At 47.5% G+C, this 21,664-nt stretch carries 20 protein-coding genes; 10 read left to right on the plus strand and 10 right to left on the minus strand.

Translation table 11 applies throughout. From position 1 onward, the window contains the following. Positions 1–237: 237 nt before the first annotated feature. Positions 238–1,260 (minus strand): LacI family DNA-binding transcriptional regulator, encoded by a 1,023-nt coding sequence (locus H7T88_RS17810; RefSeq protein ID WP_221789619.1) that lies wholly within the window; start codon positions 1,258–1,260, stop codon positions 238–240. A gap of 490 nt (positions 1,261–1,750) precedes the next feature. Here H7T88_RS17810 and H7T88_RS17815 point away from each other — a divergent pair, with 490 nt between their 5' ends. The 3 genes from H7T88_RS17815 (at position 1,751) to H7T88_RS17825 (ending at position 4,973) form a co-directional block, all read left to right on the plus strand. Further along, positions 1,751–3,094, plus strand: coding sequence for an ABC transporter substrate-binding protein (locus H7T88_RS17815; protein ID WP_221789620.1), 1,344 nt, complete (start codon positions 1,751–1,753; stop codon positions 3,092–3,094). Between the two features lie 167 nt (positions 3,095–3,261). Continuing rightward, complete coding sequence (locus H7T88_RS17820) at positions 3,262–4,155, plus strand: carbohydrate ABC transporter permease (RefSeq protein ID WP_090921685.1); 894 nt, start codon at positions 3,262–3,264, stop codon at positions 4,153–4,155. After that, positions 4,155–4,973 (plus strand): carbohydrate ABC transporter permease, encoded by an 819-nt coding sequence (locus H7T88_RS17825; RefSeq protein WP_221789621.1) that lies wholly within the window; start codon positions 4,155–4,157, stop codon positions 4,971–4,973. Before H7T88_RS17820 ends, H7T88_RS17825 begins: the two co-directional genes overlap by 1 nt. 179 nt (positions 4,974–5,152) lie before the next feature. Here H7T88_RS17825 and H7T88_RS17830 read toward each other — a convergent pair whose 3' ends face one another. From H7T88_RS17830 to H7T88_RS17840, 3 genes are all read right to left on the minus strand, one after another. Continuing rightward, positions 5,153–6,112 (minus strand): MraY family glycosyltransferase, encoded by a 960-nt coding sequence (locus H7T88_RS17830; protein ID WP_090921690.1) that lies wholly within the window; start codon positions 6,110–6,112, stop codon positions 5,153–5,155. A gap of 133 nt (positions 6,113–6,245) precedes the next feature. Further along, the gene (locus H7T88_RS17835) at positions 6,246–7,100 is read right to left on the minus strand and encodes a hypothetical protein (protein ID WP_221789622.1); all 855 of its coding nucleotides are present in this window, start codon (positions 7,098–7,100) and stop codon (positions 6,246–6,248) included. Then, positions 7,100–7,411, minus strand: coding sequence for an ArsR/SmtB family transcription factor (locus tag H7T88_RS17840; RefSeq protein ID WP_090921693.1), 312 nt, complete (start codon positions 7,409–7,411; stop codon positions 7,100–7,102). Before H7T88_RS17840 ends, H7T88_RS17835 begins: the two co-directional genes overlap by 1 nt. A 201-nt stretch (positions 7,412–7,612) precedes the next feature. On the opposite strand from H7T88_RS17840, the gene H7T88_RS17845 reads away from it, so the two are divergent. Beyond that, complete coding sequence (locus tag H7T88_RS17845; RefSeq protein WP_221789623.1) at positions 7,613–8,002, plus strand: nuclear transport factor 2-like protein; 390 nt, start codon at positions 7,613–7,615, stop codon at positions 8,000–8,002. A gap of 145 nt (positions 8,003–8,147) precedes the next feature. Here the strand turns inward: H7T88_RS17845 and gntK are convergent, their stop codons facing one another. The 4 genes from gntK to H7T88_RS17865 all read right to left on the minus strand — a co-directional run bounded on the left by gntK (position 8,148) and on the right by H7T88_RS17865 (position 13,080). Next, on the minus strand, positions 8,148–9,695 hold the full coding sequence (gene gntK / locus H7T88_RS17850; RefSeq protein WP_221789703.1) for a gluconokinase: 1,548 nt from the start codon (positions 9,693–9,695) through the stop codon (positions 8,148–8,150). 216 nt (positions 9,696–9,911) lie between these two features. Further along, the gene (locus tag H7T88_RS17855) at positions 9,912–10,739 is read right to left on the minus strand and encodes a carbohydrate ABC transporter permease (RefSeq protein WP_221789624.1); all 828 of its coding nucleotides are present in this window, start codon (positions 10,737–10,739) and stop codon (positions 9,912–9,914) included. Between the two features lie 21 nt (positions 10,740–10,760). Then, positions 10,761–11,711 (minus strand): carbohydrate ABC transporter permease, encoded by a 951-nt coding sequence (locus H7T88_RS17860; RefSeq protein ID WP_260510990.1) that lies wholly within the window; start codon positions 11,709–11,711, stop codon positions 10,761–10,763. 94 nt (positions 11,712–11,805) lie between these two features. Continuing rightward, positions 11,806–13,080: an ABC transporter substrate-binding protein gene (locus H7T88_RS17865; protein ID WP_221789625.1), complete on the minus strand. Its 1,275-nt coding sequence runs from the start codon at positions 13,078–13,080 to the stop codon at positions 11,806–11,808. Between the two features lie 400 nt (positions 13,081–13,480). Between H7T88_RS17865 and H7T88_RS17870 the strand changes: the two genes are divergently transcribed. The 5 genes from H7T88_RS17870 (at position 13,481) to H7T88_RS17890 (ending at position 19,713) form a co-directional block, all read left to right on the plus strand. After that, positions 13,481–14,254 carry a GTP cyclohydrolase II gene (locus tag H7T88_RS17870; protein ID WP_221789626.1) on the plus strand — a complete coding sequence of 258 codons (774 nt, stop codon included), beginning with the start codon at positions 13,481–13,483 and terminating at the stop codon, positions 14,252–14,254. Between the two features lie 259 nt (positions 14,255–14,513). Next, a complete protein-coding gene (locus tag H7T88_RS17875; protein WP_154960817.1) occupies positions 14,514–15,083 on the plus strand; it encodes a glycerol-3-phosphate responsive antiterminator in 570 nt (189 codons plus the stop codon). A 22-nt stretch (positions 15,084–15,105) separates the two neighbouring features. Then, positions 15,106–16,593: a glycerol kinase GlpK gene (gene glpK, locus H7T88_RS17880; RefSeq protein ID WP_221789628.1), complete on the plus strand. Its 1,488-nt coding sequence runs from the start codon at positions 15,106–15,108 to the stop codon at positions 16,591–16,593. 405 nt (positions 16,594–16,998) lie between these two features. Next, positions 16,999–18,657: a glycerol-3-phosphate dehydrogenase/oxidase gene (locus H7T88_RS17885; RefSeq protein ID WP_221789629.1), complete on the plus strand. Its 1,659-nt coding sequence runs from the start codon at positions 16,999–17,001 to the stop codon at positions 18,655–18,657. Between the two features lie 69 nt (positions 18,658–18,726). After that, positions 18,727–19,713 carry a Gfo/Idh/MocA family protein gene (locus H7T88_RS17890; protein ID WP_221789630.1) on the plus strand — a complete coding sequence of 329 codons (987 nt, stop codon included), beginning with the start codon at positions 18,727–18,729 and terminating at the stop codon, positions 19,711–19,713. Positions 19,714–19,837: 124 nt separating this feature from the next. Here the strand turns inward: H7T88_RS17890 and H7T88_RS17895 are convergent, their stop codons facing one another. Continuing rightward, on the minus strand, positions 19,838–20,125 hold the full coding sequence (locus H7T88_RS17895) for a winged helix-turn-helix transcriptional regulator (protein ID WP_090921779.1): 288 nt from the start codon (positions 20,123–20,125) through the stop codon (positions 19,838–19,840). A gap of 527 nt (positions 20,126–20,652) precedes the next feature. On the opposite strand from H7T88_RS17895, the gene H7T88_RS17900 reads away from it, so the two are divergent. Continuing rightward, complete coding sequence (locus H7T88_RS17900) at positions 20,653–21,036, plus strand: DoxX family protein (protein WP_221789631.1); 384 nt, start codon at positions 20,653–20,655, stop codon at positions 21,034–21,036. Between the two features lie 105 nt (positions 21,037–21,141). Here H7T88_RS17900 and H7T88_RS17905 read toward each other — a convergent pair whose 3' ends face one another. Beyond that, a complete protein-coding gene (locus tag H7T88_RS17905; protein ID WP_090921714.1) occupies positions 21,142–21,657 on the minus strand; it encodes an AbrB/MazE/SpoVT family DNA-binding domain-containing protein in 516 nt (171 codons plus the stop codon). Positions 21,658–21,664: the final 7 nt, after the last annotated feature.

Here is a 21,664-nt window from a genome sequence, read left to right on the forward strand (position 1 = left end):
TATCCTTGTTTACGTTCATCATAGCTAGAATTTTTACCAAGGCCAAATCCGGCAAATAAGGCTTCTGGTGATCGTTAGCTGAACCATCCATATAATCAGAGCCTCGATTTCAACATATACCTGACATGACAGACGATGTTTCTACTCGACGTCACTCTCAAATCACAGTGCCGCTCAACTTGAATAATGCGATATCCAGTCAAGCAGCCTAGTCCTTCTTTACACTGCCCGACTCTTTTACTGGTATGCCAGCAACGTGCCACAGGATCGGCGCAGTACCAGTTCCGGCTCTACTTTAATGCAACGATTATCCATTTGTTTGTTCATCAGGTCAAACAGGATCATTGCCGCAAGACGTCCAATTTTGTCTGTATCCTGCTTAACGGTCGTGAGTGGAGGATCACTGTAACGGCAAGCCTCAATGTCATCACATCCTGCAACAGCAATGTCCTCGGGAACGCGTAATCCCGCCTCTTTAAAGGCTCGTACTGCTCCGAATGCAAGCAAGTCCGTGGCGGCGAATACAGCTCGCGGCAAGACATCTGCTTGTAACAGCTGTTTGGCTGCCTCGTAACCATCGGTAGCGGCATAATCTTGGCTGTATACCAACCATTCCGGGTTCTCTTCGAGACTAAACTGCTTTAGGGATTGTTTAAAGGCTTTTTCCCGATGCTGCATCACGAGGGAGGCGCGCTGGAGCCCGATAAACCCGAGATCCCGATACCCATTCATATAAAATTGTTCCACCACTTTGGTCGAGATTTTTTCGTTATCCGACATGATATAACAGGAGTTCTGTCCATTCATCTCAATGTCAATTCCGATGCACGGAATGGGACTTGCATCAAGGTCAGACACGCTGCTCTCCACCTCATCCCCCGCAATAATAATACAGCCATCCACTTGAAAATATTTGGAACGTGCCAGGTAGTCTTCACCCTGATCTAGGAACTTTTCATTGGAAAAGAAGAGCAGATCATATCCTAACAGGCCGATCTGTTTCTTAAAGGCATTAATGACCTCTACAAAGAAAGGGTGACTGAAATCCACATTCAGTTTCCCTGCAAAGACCACACCCACCAGATTGGACTTTTTAGTTGCCAGTGTTTTGGCGGAAGATGAGGGGCGATAACCCGTTTCCTCCATAATCTTAAGTACGCGTTGGCGTGTCTCCTCGCCAATGTCAGGGTAGTTGTTAATAATTTTAGACACCGTTGCAACAGACACACCGGCCAAACGAGCTATCGTTTTGATATTCATTATATATCCCTCAAATTCTAAACTAGTTTCGTAGATTGTGACTGTGCCTTTTTATTGCTTTCTTGCCAACATTCTATGTCACAAGCTTCTGAGAGTCAATAACAGAAAGGGTGATCGTCGAGGTGATTATGATATGTATGGATATTTTTTAAGTATTTGCTCTCAAATCTAACGAAAATTCTACTAGGTTTTAGTAAAAATAACCTTATTTCCTACAAAATGAAGCTCATTTTAACTAGAGTGGAAGGAAGAGTAGAGGTGGAAAAATAAAGCCAGCGAATAGAGTTTTCGTAAAAAAAAGTGTGAATCTACCCATGGAAGAATGCTAAATCCCATATCAGACGCGGCTTTCATCACATATTTTGTAAAAATTCAAATAAACTATTTACAAATTTATCAGGTGAAGTCATAATGAGGGTGTAATTAACGAAACTGATTTCGTAAATTTGTTGAATCGTAAATTAATCTTGAATGGTTGGGGGAAAGTGATATGAAGAGAAAGATTTTATCTATTACACTTGTAACCGCTTTAATGTTTGTACTTGCAGCATGTGGTAACGGTTCGACCGATTCGGATGGGAAGGCGTCTACGGATGGAAACAAAAAAGTGACGTTAAAGATCATTCACTGGCAACAAGAGAATATCAACAATTACATCAAAGAATTTAATAAAAAATTTGAAGAGAAGTACCCGGACGTGAAAGTGGAGTACACAACAGTTCCGGCAGATGCAACGTATGATCAACTAATGCAAACACGGATGAACGCAGGTAACACGGGCGATGTAGATATCATTCCGCTCAAGTCCAGCTTCGTTGGTGCTCCGCAAGACTGGTCCAAGGGTGCGGCTGATCCGATGTGGAAGCAGTGGATCGACGCAGGGCTGATCAGTGACTTGTCTGGTCAGGCTTTTATCAAAAATTATAACGAAGTTGACGTGCAGAACGCGATGACGTACAACGACAAGGTGTACGGTGTCAATATGGGTAAAGTGGCATTCACAGGCCTGTTCTACAACAAAGACCTTTTTGCCAAATACAATCTGCAAGTGCCGACAACATGGGATGAACTGCAAAACGTCATCAAAGTATTCAAAGATAACGGCGTAGAAGCACTCGGCTTCGCAGGTAAAGATGTTTGGCCGATTGGCCTTGCGGTGCAAGGTCTTCAAGCCTCCATCCATGAGGACCAACTAAGCTACATCAAAGGTCTGTGGACAGGTCAAACCAAGCTGACTGATCCGGTACAGATTGAAGTATTGCAAAAGGCTCAAACGCTGATGAACAGTGCAATGCCTGGTTTCATGGGGATTGACTACGGCACACTGCCAAGTCTGTTTGCTACAGGCAAGGTGGCGATGATTGCGGACGGTACGTGGGATGCAACGACGATTCAAGCGGCTAACCCTGATCTGAAATTTGGATATTTCCCGATTCCGGGCAGTAACGATGCAGCGAAGAACAAAGACTTGGCTGGTAAATACGATATGACCTGGATGGTAGTAGATAAGTCACCAAACAAGGATTATGCGCTGAAGTGGCTTGAAATGCTGTCGGAGAAAGGGAACTATACGGATTTTGTTAATGCAGCCGGATTCCTTCCGACACAGCCTGATGTAGAAATCAAGAGCGAGTTTATCAAAGACATTCAACCATACCTGGAGAACTTCAAGCTTTCCTGGGATCAGTTGTTTATTAATCGTCAGAACGTAGGACAGTACATTGCTGAGTCTAGTGTTCATGCAGAGATGCTTAAACCCGCTGGGCCAATTGCTACACCAGAGGAACTTGCGAGCAAATCACAAGCAGACTGGGATGCAGCGGCTCCAAAATAAACGAATGATTGGGCTCATCTACTATAGATAGTTCGAGTATCGATCTAAGATTCAATACAGAGTATTCACCGGAATAGCGCTTGGGGTAAGAGCCTTCAGGCCAACCTCGATCAAGCAAAGCTGTTATTCCGGTTTTTTGGTTTTACCCGATGAAAGGTGTGAGGACGATGTATCCGTTTGGAAAAGGGAAGGCGCGGCTGATTCCTTATCTATATTTAAGCATTCCACTACTGCTTTATGTCGTATTTGGTTTTGGCCCATCGCTGGTGACTGTGCTGTTTTCGTTTACCGATGCGACTGGAGTGAGAGGACAAGAGTGGAGCTTTGTCGGTTTCGAAAATTATAAAACCTTCTTTGGTGCATCCAATGCAGGTGACCGGCTGGACGCGATTGGGCGATCCTTATATTTTGCGTTTGCTGTAGTCATCATCCAAAACGCAGTAGGTCTGTTCATGGCGATCCTGATTAACAAAAAGCTTAGAGGCGACAAGTTGTATCGTGCGGTATTCTTTTTGCCCGTCGTGCTTGGTGTAACGGTGTCCGGATTGATCTGGCAGCTCGTAGCGAATCCGCTTGGCGGGCCGGCGCAGTCAATTCTGAATTTCTTTGGCACCAGCTCGAACTTTTTCGGGGATTATAATATTGCCTTTGAGCTGATTATTTTCGTGCAGATCTGGATGTATATGGGGTATTCCATGACCATCTTCCTTGCCGGGCTGCAGACGATTCCGAGTGATCTGTACGAGGCGGCTTATATGGATGGTGCATCGGGATGGAAAGCATTCACTAACATCACGTTCCCGATGATTGCTCCTTCTTTTACCGTGAATATGCTGTTGTCCATCATCGGCGCACTGCAAACCTTTGACATTATCTACGTCCTCACAGGCGGTAAATTTAATACAACAACGCTGGCATTTGACGTGTATGCAACAGCGTTTGGTAGCGGCTCAGCCGATTATGGTCTGGCTTCTGCGGTAGCGATGATTCAGTTCCTGTTTGTGTTTACGATCTCGATGGTCGCTTTGTTCTATCTTCGCAAAAGAGAGGTGGAAGTATAATGAAGCAGAGCAGAACATCAAGAACAATCAGCTACACTATTGTGCTGCTGATGCTTGCGCTATACGTCTTCCCTCTGTTCTACCTGTTTAATGTGTCGATGAAAACTCAGACGGAGTATTTGCTGAATCCCGTAGCACTTACGGAAGGCATACGGCTGGAGAACTTTGCAGAAGCATGGACGAAGGGCAGTTTCTCGCAGTACATGTGGAACAGTGTGCTTTACACGGGCATGTCCACACTGCTGACCTTAATTTTGTCCATATTTGCAGCTTTCCCGCTTGCTCGCAGATACGTGAAATTCAGTACGTTGATTTATATTTTCTTTTTGATCTCCATGTATTTGCCGAACCCGTTGATTCCGCAGTTCTCTTTGATCAATCAACTGGGGCTGTATAATACGCAAACGGGTTACATTTTGCTGAAAACGACGGGCACAGGCATTGCGTTTCTGATGTTTGTCGGTTATATCAAATCGGTATCCCGCGAGCTGGATGAGGCGGCTGCCATGGACGGATGCGGATACACCCGTTATCTGTTTACCATCCTTGTTCCGCTAATGAAGCCGATTCTGGCAACAGGCATTATTCTCACAGCCATCGGGGTATGGAATGATATTATTGGGCCGACCATTTATCTGTCTGATCCGAATTATCAGCCGGTTACCAAAGGTTTGTTTACCTTCTATGGGCAGTATATGAATAACTGGCCGCTACTAGCGTGTGGTATTCTGATCGTGACGTTGCCACTGGTTGTGCTGTACGTTGCGTTGCAGCGTTTTATCGTTGGCGGTGCAATGGCGGGTGCGGTTAAATCATAGTTTTTTACGAATAAGAAAAAAACGGCTAATCTTGATGTGTTCTTGATGAGTTGATACTCATGTAACAAGTTATTCAATAACAAAAAAAGCCACCCTCATTCGACATGGGGGTGGCTTCTTGTATTTCTATTGAATCATTCATTGGCATAGCTTGCATTGTGTGATCCAACGACTTTTTTTTACATATCGACTAACAATAAAATAATGGAGGACAGACACAGACAAGTGCTGACCAGATAGAGCACGGCAACCACCTGTTTGTGGTTCAAACCGGCACGGAGCAGGCGATAGTGAGCCTGACTTGCATCGGCTTGATAGATCGCTTTGCCTTGCAGGAAACGTTTGATCACAACAAAAATATTATCGAAAATCGGTACGCCCAGCGCCAGAATCGGAATGAAAATGGACAGCATCGTTGCTTGTTTGAATGCACCGTCAAGTGCGATAACCGCTAGAATGAAGCCTAGGAACGTAGCGCCGGCATCGCCCATAAACACTTTGGCTGGAGCCTTGTTATATTTGAGATAACCAAGCGTTACCCCAACTAAAGTAATGGACATCAGTGCTGAATCGCTCTGGCCCTTAGTGATCGCTACAATAAACAGCGTGATCGCTGAGATCGCGGACAAACCACCAGCCAGTCCATCCATACCATCCGAGAAGTTAATCACCGTCGTAACTCCGAAAATCCACAGGATCGTCAGAATGAATTGCAACCAGATCGGCAGGAGCACATACTCTGCATTGAACGGATTCACGAATCCGGTGAACGCAATACCAGAAGCAAAAACGAGCACTGCAGCGGAGACTTGAATAATCATTTTAGGTAGCGCAGGAAAGTCTTTTCCTTTGGTTTTGTACCAGTCATCAATCGTACCGATCGTCAGGAGAAGCATGCCACCCGCAACCAATGCGGCTGTCTCCCAGGTCAATTCTTTAGTAAGAGCAATGTATGTCAGGAAAAATCCAGTAAAGATCGCGTAGCTAGCGGTCAGTGGTATCGGTTGTCTGTGTAGCTTACGCTCCACATCTTCCCGGGGCTTGTCCACAAAATCCAGCTTGTGCGCCAGTCGGCCCAGCGGCGGAATCAGCAGAACCACGACAGCAAAAGACAATATGAAAGCCAGTATGTACATCATAAACTCGCTTGGTTCACTCCCATCATTCTCATTTCCTCTTATTATACGAGTTCAACCCGAAATCTGTCGATATCAGTATTGTAACCTGGAGCATGGATGGTCATGCGAATCAGATGTAATAGATGAAACCAATCTAGAGGTTACTTTGAGGCAGATAAGGGCCAAAGTAATCAAGTACGTTTTCGGCATGATACCCATCATCGCCCTGCCAAGTAGCGACAAAGATAAAGTCGCCTGAACCACCTTTACGTTTCCTTGGCGTATCTCCGGGAACCAGAATGCCTGCTGCCGCCCAGATTTCTAACAGAGAATCCCGTTCTTGTTTACTGGACGGTACACATTCCTTCCACTTTTTCTCCAGGGAGCGTGCACTGTCCGTTGGATCTCCTGTCTGTGAGGCTTCCAGCATCTTGGCAAGAATCGTTCGGTCTTCCTCAGTCACTTCGTAAGGGGGAATGTGATTGCTCTCCGTGCTGTTACTACTATTATCGTTGTCATCCTGGAGCAGTAACTCCAGATCCATCAGGCAGTAGAGCAACCAACCGTGCCGCACGCCACCCCATTTGATTCGTTCAAAATTGAGCACGTTTAAATCTGCATCCACATATTGTTTATCCGATTGTAAACGAAGGAAGTTACAGTCCCCGCAGGCACTTGTATTGGCATGTAAAGCCGGGCGTTCACCGTAGGTATGCAGAGGCATGTTTCGTGTCAAAGCCCAGCTGGATAATGCGCTGCGCAGATACACTTTTTTGGTGGATAGACTGTGTAGAAAGGCTGCAATGACGCGCTCTTTAAGCGCAGGGTTCTGATGCATGTGATGCAGACGCTCTACGATCTCGTCATGGCTGATCGTGAGCGGGTCGAACATGACGCCCTTGCTTTTGGCATATTCGAAATCATCACCCGAAAAGGGGGCATGGGGTGATTTCCAACCGCCACCGCCCCAGAATGTACTCATTAGAATCTTGATTGCCTTTTTATCCATTAATCTGAGCCTCCTGTTTGTAGAATCATAGCGACCAGTCCTGGAAAACGTGCAATGAGTTCGTCCTTTCTAAGGGAATAAAAGTGGTGTTTGCCTTCAATACGTGGCTGAATAATGCCAGCTTCTCGCAAGATTTTGATATGGTGGGACAACGTGGATTTGGAGATATGGTCGACTTCAAAAGCCGAGCAATTTTTCTCACCCGAGCTCGCCAGGCAGTATGCGATTTTCATGCGAATGGGGTCACCGAGTGCATTGCAGACTGTGGTCAAACTCATCTCCGAAGCGGTAGGTATCGTTATAGTTCTCATAAGATAGACGTTAGCATAGTTGGCTATTTCTTTCAATGTTCGAAAAATTTCGAAATATGTATTGCGATTCGGTAAGCTAGTGTGATACAGTTCTTATCGTAATAATTAGTTCGAAATTATTCGAATTGATAGCATGTGCTGAGCATACGGTATGAAATATTTCATTCGAGACAGCAAGAGACAACAGGAGGCTAACCATTGATGAATACAGCAGCGAACATTACGATGTTGAATAACTATTTCCGATTATTTGATGCTTCACGAACAGATAAACAGGCTATGCAGGACTTGTTATCCCTGTTTACGCCAGATGCCGAGATTGTGTTGAATGGCACCAGTCATGCCGGGTTTGAGGGGTTTATGAAAGCCTTTTATGATTATAACCAAGACATTAAACATATGTGGGATGCCTGGGTGCCCCAGCCGGACGGTAGTTATCAAACCAATTGGGCTGTGTGCGGACAAGCAGCGGATGGATCGGTGTATGCGAAGACGGGCGTGGATATTGCGCGTGTGAATGATGCAGGCCAGATTGTATACTTGGAAAATGTACAAGCGGACGAGAATGCGTTCAGCAAATATAATTCGTAGGTGTGTTATAAACCTCACGGCTTTAAGCTGTGGGGTTTATTTGTATCTTGGAGAGTGTGTACACCTTATCATGGACATATTTTCTTGAAAAAAAGATGGAATGAAACAGGCCCTTCCCCTCTCTAGAATAGGGAAGAGCCTTCATTTACTGCATCATTCGATTCTGGAACGCCGCGATATCGGCATATTCCTCTTCGAATTTGCGTGAGATGCGGATGAAGATCGGCAACAGTTCGCGATACACACGTACACGTTCCGGGTGTGGCTTATGGCGGTGTGTCGAGCCAATCATGCCGGAAACGGCGCTCAGGGAATCGATGCGGCCTGTGGCATACAGCCCGAGCACAGCAGCACCAAGGCAGGAACTCTCGATGCTTTCCGGAATGATGACATCCTGATCGAATATATCGGCCATCATCTGGCGCCACAGCTCGGAGCGGGCGAAGCCGCCGGTGGCCTGAATCTTTTTCGGACGACCAATCTTCTCCTCAATCGCGAGCATAACCGTGTACAGGTTAAACAGCACACCTTCCAGCGCGGCACGGATCATATGCTCCTTCTTGTGATGCAACGTCAGGCCGAAAAACGATCCGCGTGCGTTCGGGTTCCAGAGAGGTGCGCGCTCCCCGGTCATATAGGGGTGAAACAATAGTCCCTCTGAACCTGGCGGTACATTTTCAGCGACACGTGTCAGGACTTCATACGGATCAATCCCGAGGCGTTTTGCCGTTTCCACCTCAGAAGCCGCAAACTCATCCCGAATCCAGCGGAAAATCACTCCGCCGTTGTTCACCGGGCCCCCGATGACCCATTGATCCTCCGTTAGCGCATAACAGAAGAAACGCCCTTTTGGATCGGTCACTGGTTTATCCACGACCGTACGAATCGCCCCGCTGGTGCCGATCGTCACAGCAACAACCCCTGGGTCAATGGCGTTCACACCCAGATTCGAGAGCACACCGTCGCTTGCCCCAATCACAAATGAAGTCGTCTCCGCGATGCCCATCGCTTTGGCATACTCGGGGTGAAGTCCTGTTTTGAATACATGAGTTGTTGGTACAAGGCTGGACAGATGCTCTGGCGTAATGCCGGCAACATGCAATGCTTCCGCATCCCATTCGAGTTTCTCCAGATTCATAAGTCCGGTGGCGGAAGCCATCGAATGGTCGATAACAAATTCAGAGAATAACTTGTAGAAAACATATTCCTTCATGGAGATCAATTTATGCGTCTGTCTGAACAGATCCGGTTGTTCCCGGGTTAACCACATGATTTTGGTGAGTGGGGACATCGGGTGAATCGGTGTGCCTGTTCGCAGGTAGATTTCATGTCCGTTCATCTCCGATTTGAGTGCTTCTGTCCACTCGGCGCTGCGATTGTCTGCCCATGTCATCGCTCGCATCAACGGTTTGCCTTGTGCGTCCACAGGCAGGATGCTGTGCATGGCTGAACTGAACGAGACAAACAGAATGTCGTCCGGCTCTACCCCAGCTTTAGAGGTGGCTTGCTGCACAGAGGAAATAACTGCTTGGAAAATGTCCTCTGCATCCTGCTCTGCAATCGCGGGCGATGGTGTGTGTAGCGGATAATCTGCACCACCTTGTGCCACAATGCTGCCGTCTTGCTTGAACAACACAGCCTTGGTCGAGGTTGTGCCGATATCTACGCCAATCATATAAGGTGAAGCCGCCATGGTGATCATCCCTCTTCCGTTTCAATTACTGCGTCGGAAAGTGTTATGGAATGCGTGTCAAAAATGTTCTGTCTCCTCGACTTGCACATAACAGCTCATCCAAGCTTATATAACGTCTGGTATATCATCTATATAATAAGAATATCAGACTTGAGGGAAGGATCAAAATGGCTTCATCTACGTGCTCCGCTCTAGAGTTTTCTTACTTCTCAAAGGTCAGTCCTTCACAGCTCCTGCCGCAATGTCCGAGATAAACTGGCGGCTGATGAACAGGAACATGATGATGAGTGGAAGAACGGCAAGCAGTGTACCTGCAATGACCATCGCATAGTCCGTGTTATAGAGTCCGTTTAATTGAGACAATGCAATCTGCAACGTGTACTTGCGTGCATCTGTCAGTACAATTAGCGGCCACAGGTAGTCATTCCACACGCCGATAAAGGTGAATGCACCAAGAAAGGCAAATGCTGGCCGCAGAATCGGCAATGCGACGTTCCAATACAAGCGAAAGAAATTGCATCCGTCGATCCGCCCTGCATCGAGCAGATCGTTTGGGATGGATTCCGTCGCATACTGACGGATCCAGAAGATGCCGAAGGCATTGACCATGCCCGGAATAATGAGGGCTTTGAAGGAACCTACCCACCCGAACGTGGCCATCAGCACGAAGGAAGGCACCAGCGACAGCTGGGAAGGCACCATCATGGTGGCGAGCAGCAGGACGAAGAGCCATTTTTTGCCCGGAAACTCAAACTTCGCAAACGCAAATCCCGCCAGTGAATCAAAAAATAACACCAGAATGGTTACTACACCTGATACAAACAAGGTATTCAGAAAGGCTCCCCAAAAATCAATCTGCTGCAAAACCCGTGTAATATTGTTCCACAGTTCACCGCCGAACCAGAGCTGGGGCGGAAACTTGTAAATGTCGGACGTTGTTCGGGTGGACATAACAATGAGCCAATAGAACGGGAACATGGATAGAAGCATGCCACCGATCAGGCCGGTATACAGCACCAGCGACTTGAGATGTTTGGACGCCATGAGCGCTCCCCCCTTGTCACATCAGGATGATTTGCCTTGAACAAGCTTCCAGTTCACGATGGAGAACAGGGCGATAATCAGGAACATGCCCCATCCAACGGCTGCACCGTATCCAAAATAATTGTTGATAAAGGATTCACGATACAAGTAAAGTACGATGGTCATACCAGCTGCTCCGGCACCTCCGTCATTGCCCACCAGCACCTGCGGTTCAGTGAACAGTTGCATGCCGCCAATCGTAGATGTAATGACCGTGAACAGAATGACCGGACGCAGCATCGGAATGGTAATACGGAAGAAGGATTGCACAGCGGATGCCCCGTCGATTCTGGCCGCTTCATACAGCGTCTGCGGGATGCTCTGAAGTCCGGCTAGATAGATAATGGCGTTATAACCGGTCCAGCGCCAGACCACCATGGAGGAGATAGCGATTTTGATGCCCCAGGGAGCATTCAGCCACTCGACGACCGGGAGGCCGACCGACTGCAGAAGATAGTTAAGGAAGCCATAATTGTTTGCGAACAATGCCCCGAAGATGATGGCTACCGCCACAATTGATGTGACGTTGGGCAGAAAGTAACCGACCCGGAACAAGGTACGGAATTTGATGAAAGGCGCATGTAGTAGAAACGCAATAATGAGAGCGAAGAAAAGCATCGGAATGGTCGAATAGATCCAGATCATCAACGTGTTGCCAACCGCTTGCCAGAACTCGGCATCCGTAAGCATATATTTGAAATTGTTCAAGCCGTTATACGTCATCACACCGATACCATCCCATTTATGAAAGGCCAGATAGAACGAGAAGGCAATCGGGAATAGGCCAAACACGGCGAACAAAATGTAAAAAGGCGAGATGGCAACATAGAGCGCACGATGCTCCCATATACGGGCCCAAAGTGATTTTTGCCGGTCTAGATCGGGCTGGAACGGACCGGAATCAGGGGACGTGCGAGGTTCGGTGACAGCCATAACAACTCCTCCTTTACGGATAACGAACCACATCAAACGAGATCCAGTGAAGCTAATAAATATAAGTGATAACCGTTGTGATCAAATGCATGCTTTAACGCTGTAATGCCCGCTCGACGCGGTGCACCGTATCCGACCAGACTTGCTGTGGATCAGCGTTCTGTTTGGCAATATCGTTCAGCCGACGGGTGATGATATTGTGTACCGAAGGGTATCGTTCACCAAAAAAAGCATCAGGCACATGCTGTGCGGATTCAGCGAATACCGGGCCTGTTGCTTGCCCGCCGAAGAAAGGTTCCTCTTCTTTCATGGCTGGTTTATCAAACACACCTGGAGCTGACGGGAACAGGTTGAGCGTCTGATACTGCTCCAGTTGGTTCTCTGGACTTTGCAGCCAGCGAATCAATTCAAAGGCTTCTTTCGGATGTTTGCTTGATTTTAAAATGGAGAGAAAGGAGCCGCCGTTATTGCCATCTCCCCCAGGAGCTCGGGCAACACGCCATTTACCCGAAGTGTCTGGTGCCGCCTCCTGAAGCACCTGCTTCATCCAGACTGCACCAACGAACGAGGCAATCTCGCCGTTATTCATTGCTGCATTCCAGGTGGGTGTCCAGCCGTCAGCGTTAGCAAGCAGTCCCTTTTCCTTAAAAGCAACGGCTGTGTCCCAGCTTTTGCGTACAGCAGGAGAATCCATGCCGATAAACGACCCGTCAGGACGGAAATACCGTTCTGCAGCTTGAGAAAGCACCTGATTGTAAACGCTTCCGATATTATCGGTCAGAAAAACCTTTCCGCCAAACTTCTCCTTAATCTGCTCTCCGGCAGCAGCGTAGGCATCCCAGTTATCAATCTGGCGTGCAACTTGCTCCGGTTCGGAAGGTAGCCCTGCTTCCTTGAACAAGTCTGCACGATAGAAAAGTGCTGTCGGCCCCGTGTCCATCGGAAAGCCGATCATCTGTCCATTTGGCGTCACGCCCTGCTTCCATTTCCACGGCAAATACTGGTCTTCGACCTCTCCTGCGCCTAGATCATACAGGTTATAGAAGCGATCCTCGCTCGGGAATAACTCCATGATCCAGTCGTTAAGTGCAACGATATCTGGCTCGCCTGAGCGTGCAGCGAGGGTGGTTTTGAGCTTGGCTTTGAAATCCCCACCGATCTTCTGGGCAGTCAGTTCAATATTCGGGAATTCCTCTTTGGCCTTGGCAATGAGTTTGTCGTCAATGGATCGATTCCAATACCACAATGTAAGCGCCACCTTTTTACTGGATGCTGAATCATCCTGTCCCGGCCAGATGGAGCATCCGCTGATTAGCAGGACACAGACCATGATGATGGCTATCCAACAGGTTCTTCTACGGCGGTTCATAGGCTAACCCCCTCATCATTAGGTTTGACGCAAGAAGTATCAGAGACTAAGGCTGGGCTTCGTGGACTACACCAATAGTGTATGAGTAGTTTCTAAACTCATACCCAATTTTCCTTAAATGAAACACATGGGTTGTGTCCATTACCTAACATAAAATTAGTAGTTACTTTAAAAATAAAAGTTACTTGACACAATATAATTTTTATTCTAAACTAACTTACATTAAGTAACTAATTATAGTGAGGATTATATAGATACGTAATATTTCGCTGTGAGCAGAGCTTGAAAATAAGACGTTTTAATGTATTACGTCAGTAAGTGATCCAAAATCAAAGCGGATGCGAATGCATAATATTATGAGACATTTTGAGATGAAGATGCTTAACAGGAGGAACGAACGATGATCAATTCACATATTATTCAACTGCTTGCCCCTAAAATCCAGACTTTTCCGAGCGGAAAAGAATTCATACATTTGGTGGGACCGATTAAACTGCCGGTCAATCTGGATGGGGAAACGAGAACATTTCAATGGTACAGCTGGCTGAAAACGGACAAAGCGATGGAAAGCGGCGAGCTAATCGCATCTCTTGCGGGTGCTGAACTGGCAGAGCGTCAGCAATCCAGCGTGCTGGTGTATGGCGATTTTGCTGAGGCGCAGGATGCGCTGATTCGTATGCATAGCATCTGTCACACAGGCGATATCTTCGGCAGCAAACGCTGTGACTGCGGATTCCAACTGGAGCAGTCCATGAAGATGATTGCGGCACATGGCGCAGGTGCGCTGTTCTATCTTGCGAATCATGAAGGACGGGGCATTGGCCTGTTCAGCAAAGCAATGGCTTACATTTTGCAGGAAGAAGGTCTGGATACAGTAGATGCGAACCTGCAACTTGGCTTCACGGATGATGCGCGTAATTATGACGATGCGATTGCTGTATTGCGTGCACTTCGGTCAGCTCCGGTTACGTTGATCACGAATAATCCACGTAAGCTGGCTGCACTGCAGGAAGCAGGACTCAATGTGGGCGGACGCGTTCCGCTCTGGGGAGATCGGTCGGCATTTAATGAGAAGTATCTGCAAACGAAAGTGAAGCGTTCAGGTCACCTGGCGGAAAGCGATAGCTGGACAGAGACGGCGACAGAGACACGTGTTCCACATGCACAGGCTTGATTGATTAAGAATAAATATTTGGATTTACATGGTAATTTATAGTGATCATACGTTGGTTGTAATGTATACGGGCTGTTACGGTGCTTTTCATATTGAAAAGTGCAGTAGCAGTCTTTTTGCGGTGTAAGATAATTTGCCGGGAGGAATATGCGGTATGTCGCCTGAATTCTTGAATTTGGTGACTTCCCCCAAATCACTTGCCGTTGGTGTGTGACGAATTATACAATATAGACATCTGATGAATGCAGGGGGAACGATGGTGGCATTTGAGGGACAACGTATTTTGCCAGCGGCGAAGAGTATGAAGCAGTTTGAAGCAATCATCGAAGGCCCATATACTTACGGGGTCATGTTAGAAACGCATATTGCACAACTGCAAAGTATGATGGACCAGGCTCGGCGGTATGGGAAGAAGATTTTGCTACATGCCGATCTGGTGCAAGGGCTGAAAAACGACGAGTACGCCGCAGAGTATCTGTGCCAGCATATTCGTCCGGCTGGACTGATCTCCACAAGGGCCAGCATCATCCAGAAAGCGAAACAAAAAGGCATTACGGCGATTCAGCGGGTGTTCCTGCTGGATACCCATGCACTGGAGAAAAGTTACCAATTGGTTGCCAAAACACAGCCCGACTATATCGAGGTATTGCCTGGAGTCATTCCGCATATTATTGCGGAGGTGTCTGAACGGACAGGTATTCCCATCATTGCAGGGGGGCTGATTCGTACACCTGAAGAAGTGGAACTTGCACTCGGTGTGGGAGCGGCGGCTGTAACGACATCCAATGATGATTTGATCAAGTATTTTGGGAAAACGCTTACATTATAATTACACACTGGAGGCACAAGGTATGGAAAAATTTATTTTGGCTCTGGACCAGGGCACAACTAGCTCCCGGGCAATTCTGTTTAACCATAGCGGCGAGATTGTGCATATGGCACAGCAAGAGTTCCCGCAGTATTTTCCCAAACCGGGCTGGGTAGAGCAAAATGCCAACGAAATCTGGAGTTCGATCCTCGCCGTAATGGCATCCTGTCTGGCGGAGAGTGGCATCAAACCTGCACAGATTACAGGTATCGGCATCACCAATCAACGGGAAACCGCAGTGGTGTGGGATAAGCAAACCGGCAGACCGATCTATAACGCAGTGGTATGGCAGTCCATACAGACAGCATCCATCTGTGATGAGTTGAAAACGCAAGGGCTGGACGACCTGTTTCATCAGAAAACAGGCTTGCTGATTAACCCCTATTTTTCGGGTACAAAAGTAAAATGGATTCTGGATCATGTCCCTGGTGCACGTGAACGGGCGGAGAAAGGGGAGTTACTGTTCGGCACCATCGACAGTTGGTTGATCTGGAAACTCAGTGGCGGTACCCATGTTACGGACGTTTCGAATGCTTCGCGCACCCTGATGTATAACATCTATGAGTTGCAGTGGGATGATAAATTGTTGGATATTCTGGATATCCCTAAGGCGATGCTGCCTGAAGTGCGGGGCTCTTCCGAGATATATGCACATACGACAGATTACCATTTCTTCGGCCACAGGGTTCCGATCGCGGGTGCGGCAGGGGATCAGCAGGCTGCATTGTTTGGTCAGAGATGTTATATCCAGGGGAGTATGAAAAATACATACGGTACCGGATGTTTCATGTTGATGAACACGGGCGAGGAGCCTGTACAATCGGATCACGGGCTGATTACAACGATTGCCTGGGGTGTGGATGGTAAAGTTCAATATGCGCTGGAAGGCAGCATTTTCGTAGCAGGTTCAGCCGTGCAGTGGCTGAGGGACGGTCTTCGCATGCTTCGTTCGTCCAAAGACAGTGAGGACTATGCGAAGCGAGTGCCTTCGACGGACGGGGTCTATATGGTGCCTGCCTTTGTGGGACTCGGAAGCCCGTATTGGGACAGCGATGTGAAAGGAGCTGTATTTGGCCTTACTCGTGGCACTACGAAGGAGCATTTTATCCGCGCGACACTTGAGGCGCTGGCTTATCAGACCAAGGATGTACTGGAGGCCATGGTGACCGATTCTGGATACCCCGTACATACGCTGCGTGTTGACGGAGGTGCTGCGGCGAATGATTTCCTGATGCAATTCCAGAGTGATATTCTGGGCATTCCTGTGGAGCGTCCATCAGTGAACGAAACGACAGCTCTCGGTGCAGCCTATCTTGCGGGCCTGGCCGTGGGGTTCTGGTCAAATACAGAAGAACTGAATCAACATGATCATACGGAGCGAGTCTTTGAGTCTGTGATGGCCAAGGACGAGCGGGAGCAGCTGTATTCGGGTTGGCAGCGAGCGATCAAGGCGGCCATGGCTTTTAAATAAAATAGAATTACGTCTTCCTCATTATAGGCAAATGGTTATTTGTACTTTTTCGTTAAACATATGTTATAAATGATATTTACTGGTGGGAAATGATATTTCATTTACAGGGATTATATTCCTGGATGGAGAGAAAGTATTGTCCACAATAAGGAAAATTGTAGAGTTAGTGGGTTGCTTTGAAATTCCATCCTTGCACAAAAAAAGTTTTTTAAATTTTTTTGAATAATGTGTCAAATCAGGCCTTCACGCCACCGAAAATCTGTGATAGGATTAGGTTACAAGTTAAAAAATGATGTCTGGAGATCGGGAGGGACCACGTGCGTTCAGCAATTGCTGAACGAATGACGTGGTCCTTTTTTTGTTGTTTTTCAGAGAAAAATAAGGGAAATTATGGAGGGGTCGTACATGACAGCAACGTTCTCGGTGGCAAAACGAACCGAATACATGGAACAAATGTCGAATGCACATTTTGACGTATTGGTGATTGGTGGGGGCATTACAGGTGCCGGCATTGCACTGGATGCGGCATCTCGTGGATTGAAGACGGCACTGGTGGAGATGCAGGATTTCGCGGCAGGCACATCCAGTCGTTCCACAAAACTGGTCCATGGCGGCTTGCGCTACCTGAAGCAGTTTGAAGTGAAGATGGTAGCCGAGGTTGGAAGAGAACGGGCGGTGGTTTACGAGAATGGGCCACATGTGACGACACCGGAACCGATGTTATTGCCCATATACACGGGAGGCACGTTTGGCCGTTTCAGTACATCTATGGGTCTGATGGTGTACGACCGACTTGCTGGAGTGAAGCGCAGTGAACGTCGCCAGATGCTGAATGCCAGTGATACATCTGCAAGTGAGCCTCTGCTGCGGAAGCAGGGACTGCTGGGAGGCGGACGTTATGTGGAGTACCGGACGGATGATGCGAGACTTACGATTGAAGTCATGAAGGAAGCAGTGAGGCACGGGGTGCTGGCTGTTAATTATATGAAAGCAACTTCTTTTCAGAAGGAGAATGGAACGATTACAGGCATCCATGTGATGGATCAACTAAACGGGAATAGTTATAAGCTTATGGCGAAAAAAGTAATCAATGCTTCAGGACCATGGGTGGATACCCTCCGTGAAGTGGATGGCTCACGCCAGGGCAAAACGCTACAGATGACCAAAGGCATTCATCTGGTATTTGACGGCGCGCGATTCCCGCTACGGCAAGCGGTTTATTTTGATACGCCAGACGGACGCATGGTCTTTGCGGTGCCGCGGGATGGCAAAACCTATGTAGGTACAACCGATACAGTATTCCGTGATGATCCGGCTCATCCGTTAATTTCGGAATCAGACCGTGATTATGTCATTGATGCAGTGAACGGCATGTTCCCGGACGTCCAGATTCGTGCAGAGGATGTGGAGTCAGGCTGGGCAGGCGTGCGTCCACTGATCCATGAGGAGGGCAAAGGCCCTTCAGAGATTTCGCGTAAGGATGAAGTCTGGGTATCGGATTCCGGCCTGATTACCATTGCCGGAGGTAAATTGACGGGGTATCGCAAAATGGCCGAGATGGTCGTGGATCTGGTTGCACGCCAGATGCAACAAGAGTTTGGTTACACCCCGGGACCTTGTGTAACCAAAAAGATGCCGATCTCCGGGGGAGATGTTGGCGGTTCGGCCGGATACGTCACGTACACCGAACGCAAGATCAAGGATGGCGTTGCGCTAGGTCTGGACCGGAAAGCGGCGGAGCGGCTTGCCCGTACGTATGGCTCCAACGTGGATGCGCTGTATGAGCGCATGCCTGACCCGCGAGCCAAGGCAGAGCTTCACGGCATGTCGCAAGAGCTTTTGCTGATGCTTCGTTACGCGATGGAGGAAGAGATGACGGCAAAGCCAGCCGATTTCTGGGTACGCCGAACAGGAGATTTATTTTTCCGCATCGATGAGGTACGCCGTTACAGATCAGCAGTAAGCATGTATATGGCAGAACAGCTTGGCTGGTCAGAACAGCAGGTAGCAACCTACGCTAAGGAATTGGATCAACTGTTGCTGGAAGCATCCGGCAAGAGCTAGGGGAGCAGGAATTTGCCGAGTGGGGTCGAATGGAACATGTAAGCGCGTAACAGAGAGGGGATTACATCCATGACATTGCAGATCGGAATCATAGGAACAGGCTGGTTTAGTAAAGTACACGCAGATATTCTCACACGCATGGAAGGTGTTCGTGTCGCAAGTGTATGTGGAACAACACTCGAAAAGGCAGAAGCGATGGCCTCTGTATATGATGCAGCGGGTTACGATAATCTTGAGCATATGTTGGACGGTGAGAAACTGGATGCCGTATACATCTGCGTACCTCCCATGTCCCACGGATTCATCGAGTCAGAGTTGATCAAACGGGGCATTCCGTTTCTGGTGGAAAAACCATTGAGCACAGGAATGGACGTACCACTCCGCATATTGGAGCAAGTGCAACAGTCTTCTTTATTAACCTCTGTAGGATATCATTTCCGTTATCAGGGTGCTGCGCAGGTCATGAGACAAGCCATGCAGGAGCAGAAGGTGGGCATGGCTCTGGGGCGCTGGATGGGCGGTATGCCTGGCGTTAGTTGGTGGCGCCGTCAAGACGGATCGGGAGGTCAGTTTGTGGAGCAGACGACCCATATTGTAGATCTACTGCGTTTCTGTGCAGGCGAAGTGACGGAAGTTTATGCCGTAGCAGCCCAACGTAGCATGCATGAGAAACATGAGCATGTGACGGTTGATGATGTCGCTAATGTGACGCTGAAGCTGGAAAGTGGTGCGATTGCAAGCATTGCGAATACGTGTTTACTGCCTGACGGCGAGGGTGGAGCAGGGCTGCAATTCTACACGGATGCCGGTGTATGGGACTGGACGCCCGACCGCCTTCTGCTACCGAGCGCGGCTTCGCATCCGATGGCAGGACTTGAGGTTTCAGCAGGACAGAATCCCTATGAACGGGAGAATGAAGCATTTATTCATGCACTTCGTACGGGAGATCGTTCCCGCATTTTGTCCGATTACGCAGATGCCTGCCGTACACAGGCAATTACCGTCGCTGCACAGGAATCCGTGGACTCCGGTCTGCCTGTAAAGATCAAAGCTTAAACTGATCGTTAGCGCACAAAAACGCCTGCGACCCCGAACCATGTTCTCTGTGGTTCCGGGTGCAGGCGTTTTTCGTATAAAACTTAGGGTGAAATAAGACCTCTTGTTGTAGTTTGTATCTGAACTACTTCAATTGTTGCTGTTCTTTTAACCAGTCCGAAGACCAGCTGTAGATTTGATTAATGACAGGTTCAATCGCTCTACCTTTAGGGGTAAGTTCATATTCCACACGGGGCGGAATCTCGGGATACATATGCCGGGTTACGATGCCTTCCGTCTCCATCTCTTTCAGACGCTCCGATAACAGACGTCCGCTAATTGCCATCTCGGCTTCCAGTTCCGTGAACCGTTTTGGTCCGGACAGCAGCTGATACATAATCAGCAGTACCCACTTTTTCCCGATGATGTCCATTGCTTGTGTAATCAGACAAGGGCTTGGGGATTTTACTTTTCTCAGCTTCAACGTGTTTCACCTCGATTCATGGCAAATGTGCAATATAACCTATATAAAAGGACAAAAGTTTCTGCCGCTCTGAAAAATAAAAGCACCTTCAAGTCAAAGGTGGTCACTACAAAATATACTGTAACATACCTTTTGTATGTATTATACATCATTTCACGAAAAATTACTTGAAGAAATTATCTTATTATTATATACTCACTTCATAAAAGTAAGTTTGTGAGTAATAATGCGTATTATAAATGTACATACCATTTCCGGGTGAGCAGTCACACAACCAGAGCAGTAGGTAAACCTCGGAAATTAGAACCTTATCCAAGTTCCAGAGGAACCTGAGTAAACTACAGTTTCTTCTAGGGAACTTTTACATAGATGAGTGCTGCAATACATACTGTATTTTGCTGATTTTTGTGCAGAAGAGATTAGCAATAAGTTAAAGATTCTCAAAATAATACTTGGATGAATGGGAGATGGAAGATATGAAAAAAGTGTTGGGATATGTTTTTTTGGTGGTGCTGGCGGGTGTTTTCGTCATGACGGGATATACGAAAGTTACGGGAGCGGAGATGATGATTGACACCTTCGAGAGTTTCTCTTACCCTACTTGGACAATGTACTTGATCGGTGCGTTGGAACTGCTTAGTGCGGTTGGGTTACTTATTCCGCGTACCCGTATTCTGGCTTCAGGCATACTAACATTCATTCTGATCGGAGCTGTAGGAAGCCACCTAATCTATGCACAATATGCGGCTATACCTCTCCCGGCAGTATTACTTGTAGCCAATATCGCCGTGTTACTGGTTAGTCTGCACAGACTGGAAGAAGAAGAAAGCAATATGGATATGGATATCGTACAGGCGTAAAGTAATAGTGACAAAAAAGAAGAACCCGATGGAACAATGGGTTCTTTTTCAGTGTAACTTCCTGCTTGGAAGTATGTTGTATATTCATGAGTATCAAAATTCTAGCTATAATAACTTTTTTAGTTGAGAGACACGTCCCTGGCTAATGCCAAGTTTCTCCGCAATTTGCTGTTGAGCGAGTCCAGGGTGCTGTTCGATAATCTCTTTCATCTGTTGCAGCATGCGCGCCGTCTTTGGCCGCAGGTCGGGGTAGTCCTTGCTCGCAGCATCTCCTTCTTCCCAAGAGGAAGCTGAGGAAGCTACGGGTTTAGCAACAGGACGTTCTTTGGGTGCAGAAACCTGTTTGTTTTCAGGTACGAACCAGTCGGGAGTGTCATCTGGGTGTTTTAGTTGAATTGCACAAGTCCGGCAGATGAATTGCTCTTTGAAATACATTTCCGTATCCACGTCACCGCAAAAAATACACAATGTTGATTTGTACTTTCTTAAAATCAACTCTTTCCCTTCAATGAAAAATTCAAGCGGATCGCCGATATGGATTTCCATTGTATCCCGCATTTCTTTAGGAAGGACAATTCGTCCGAGACGGTCCAGAGATCTCTTCATTCCGGTTCTTTTCATCGCATCT

It is taken from the genome of Paenibacillus cucumis (ex Kampfer et al. 2016) (genome assembly GCF_019748695.1).
Classification (GTDB): Bacteria; Bacillota; Bacilli; order Paenibacillales; family Paenibacillaceae; genus Paenibacillus; species Paenibacillus polysaccharolyticus.